Source organism: Mesorhizobium sp. M1A.F.Ca.ET.072.01.1.1 (genome assembly GCF_004023325.1).
Classification (GTDB): Bacteria; Pseudomonadota; Alphaproteobacteria; order Rhizobiales; family Rhizobiaceae; genus Mesorhizobium.
Window position 1 is genome coordinate 1 of sequence record NZ_RZSF01000553.1, and the last position, 2,632, is coordinate 2,632.

General features: G+C 65.4%; 3 protein-coding genes. 2 read left to right on the forward strand and 1 reads right to left on the reverse strand.

Translation table 11 applies throughout. The features are described from left to right. The first annotated feature begins 202 nt into the window (after positions 1-202). The gene (locus EOA32_RS36105) at positions 203-1,297 is read left to right on the forward strand and encodes a putative zinc-binding metallopeptidase (RefSeq protein WP_128374224.1); all 1,095 of its coding nucleotides are present in this window, start codon (positions 203-205) and stop codon (positions 1,295-1,297) included. Between the two features lie 64 nt (positions 1,298-1,361). Beyond that, positions 1,362-1,967, forward strand: a complete 606-nt coding sequence (locus EOA32_RS36110) for a DUF1236 domain-containing protein (RefSeq protein ID WP_066991818.1) — start codon at positions 1,362-1,364, stop codon at positions 1,965-1,967. A gap of 185 nt (positions 1,968-2,152) precedes the next feature. Here EOA32_RS36110 and EOA32_RS36115 read toward each other — a convergent pair. Further along, a partial coding sequence (locus EOA32_RS36115) for a tyrosine-type recombinase/integrase (RefSeq protein ID WP_145971486.1) occupies positions 2,153-2,632 on the reverse strand: 480 nt, incomplete at its 5' end.

A 2,632-nucleotide genomic window follows, 5' to 3' on the forward strand; every position in this document is an offset into this window, starting at 1 on the left:
AACAAAGCCTGGGTGAGCGGTCCGGCGAGCATGTCGCCGGACCGCTCACCCAGGCTTTGTTGCGGCGCGACATTGTCAGGCGAAAGCGTGGCCAGGCGGGGCGTCGCCCTGCTCGCGACGAAATAGAAACGGAACGAGGGCCGGCGACGGGCGTTTGGGCGATGCCCAACTCCGGTGACCTTTTCCCGCGGTTCGATGACCGATGAAGCTGTTCGACTGCCCTCATTGCGGCCACCGTCTCTATTTCGAGAACGCGCAATGCCTGAACTGTTCAAGCCTGGTGCTTTACGATCCGGGGCGGGCGTGTTTCGTGCTTTCCGGCGGCGACGCCGTTCCATGCGGAAATGCCGACGAGTGCGCCTGCAACTGGCGGGCCGAGCCGGGCAGGATTTTCTGCCGCGCTTGCGCGCTCAACCAATTGATCCCCGACCTTTCGGTGGAGGGCAACCGCCGGCGCTGGATCCGCGTCGAGGCGGCCAAGAAACGCGCCGTCTATTCGCTACTCGCCTTCGGCCTGCCGGTCGCGCCCAAGGCCGGACCGCAGGACGAGGCCGGGCTCGCTTTCGACTTCCTCGCCGATCCGATCGGCGGCGGACCAGGCGGCGAGCGCATCCTGACCGGCCACGACAACGGCAGGATTACCCTCAACGTCGCCGAGGCCGATTCCGCCGAGCGCGAGCGGCGGCGCGTCGAGATGGGCGAGAACTACCGCACCTTGCTCGGCCACTTCCGCCACGAGCTCGGCCACTATTACTGGGATCGGCTGATCCGCGACGATCCCGAGCGACTTTCGGGCTTTCGCGCTCTGTTCGGCGACGAGCGGGTCGACTACGAGCAAGCGCTGAAGGCCCACTACGCCAACGGCGCGCCGCCGGACTGGGAGCAGCGCCACATCTCGGCCTATGCGGCGTCCCACCCCTGGGAAGACTGGGCCGAGACCTGGGCGCACCACCTGCATATCACCGACACGCTGGAGATGGTGCATGCGCTGAATTTTCCCCTCGGCCGGCTGGAGACAGTGGAAGCCAATGACCTGCCGCCCGGCGATACAGGGGGACATCCGCTGCGGGAGCCCGCCGAACCCGATCCGACGCCGGAACCGTTCGAAAGGATCCTCGCCCGCTGGCTGGTGCTGTCGGAGGCCTCCAATTCGATCAACCGCTGCATGGGTCTGCCCGACCTTTATCCCTTCGTCATTTCGGAGATGACGGCGCAAAAACTGGCCTTCGTTCACCAGCTTTTGACCGACTTGCCCACAACAAATGGAACAATTCGTGAGCAGGCGACGGCACTTTAGCCGGAACGCATAAGGTTTTGGTTCGTTTTCGAGCCCGAGGGAGCGTTGAGAACGGAGAGAAATCATGAAAAGTCTATTGTTTCCGGCACTTGCCGGTGCGCTGCTTGCCATGTCGGGCGCGGCGCTTGCCGACACGCCCGTCTCGGCAGTGACGGATCTGAATGTCCGCGCCGGCCCCGGGCCGCAGTATCCCGTTATCGGCGTGCTGGCTGCCGGCCAGTCGGCGACGCTCAGAGGCTGCATCGAAGGCAGCAAATGGTGCACCATCGCCGAAGCCGGCGGCAAAGGTTGGGTTTATTCCGACTATGTGACTGCCGAATTCGGCGGCAGCCGTGTTGTGGTGACGCGCCGGCCGGCCGATGCCGGCATTGCCGTCGTGGCTCCGCCGACCGATGATATCTACACCACTGACACCTACACGGGCGCCATCGTTTCCGGCGACGATGCCATCGAGCCGATCGCCAGGCCGCCGGCCGAGGTCGGCACCTATGTCACCACGCACCGGGTCGAACCGGTCTATCTCGAGGGCGAAGTGGTGACCGGCGCGGTGCTGCCCGACACGGTCGAGCTGCGCGAGATCCCGGATTACAACTACCGCTATGTCTATGTGAACAACCAGCCGGCGCTGGTCGATCCGGGCACGCGGCGCATCGTCTATGTGATGCGCTGACCTAGGGTATTCGAGGGGCGGCCGTCGGGAAACGGGCGGCCGACTTTCGAAGAATGTCAAGGTTGGGTCAGGCTACCTGCAGCTGCTCGACAGCCGCCGGTTTCGACCTGCAGCACGATTTCAGGGTTCACTCCGCTCGTTGCTCCGCCTTGGCACGAGGAAGCGGGGCGGCTTCGCCAAACGCTTCACCCCCTTGGATGCGCCCGGTCGTAGATGTCGAGCAGCCTTGCCGTATCGACGCCGGTATAGACCTGGGTGGTCGACAGGCTGGCATGGCCGAGCAGTTCCTGGATGGTGCGCAGGTCGCCGCCACGGCCGAGCAGATGCGTGGCGAAGGAATGGCGCAAGGCATGCGGCGTCGCGGTTTCCGGCAGGTTGAGGGCCGAGCGCAGCTTCGCCATCTCGCGCTGGACGATGGCCGGATTGAGCGGGCCGCCGCGAGCGCCGCGGAACAGCAGCTCTTTCGGATCGATGTGGAAGGGACACAGCCGCCGGTATTCGGCGACCGCCCTGAGCGCCACCGGCAGCACCGGCACCAGCCTTGTCTTGCCGCCCTTGCCGGTGATGCGCAGCACGGTGTCCGTTTCCGACGACAGCTCGGCGCCGGCGAGGCCAAGCGCCTCGGAAATGCGCAGGCCCGAGCCGTAGAGCAGCGTCAGCACGGC

Excerpts from the sequence above, each read along its gene's own strand:
- EOA32_RS36105 (WP_128374224.1), top strand. The coding sequence starts at position 203 with ATGAAGCTGTTCGACTGCCCTCATTGCGGCCACCGTCTCTATTTCGAG.
- EOA32_RS36110 (WP_066991818.1), top strand. The coding sequence starts at position 1,362 with ATGAAAAGTCTATTGTTTCCGGCACTTGCCGGTGCGCTGCTTGCCATG.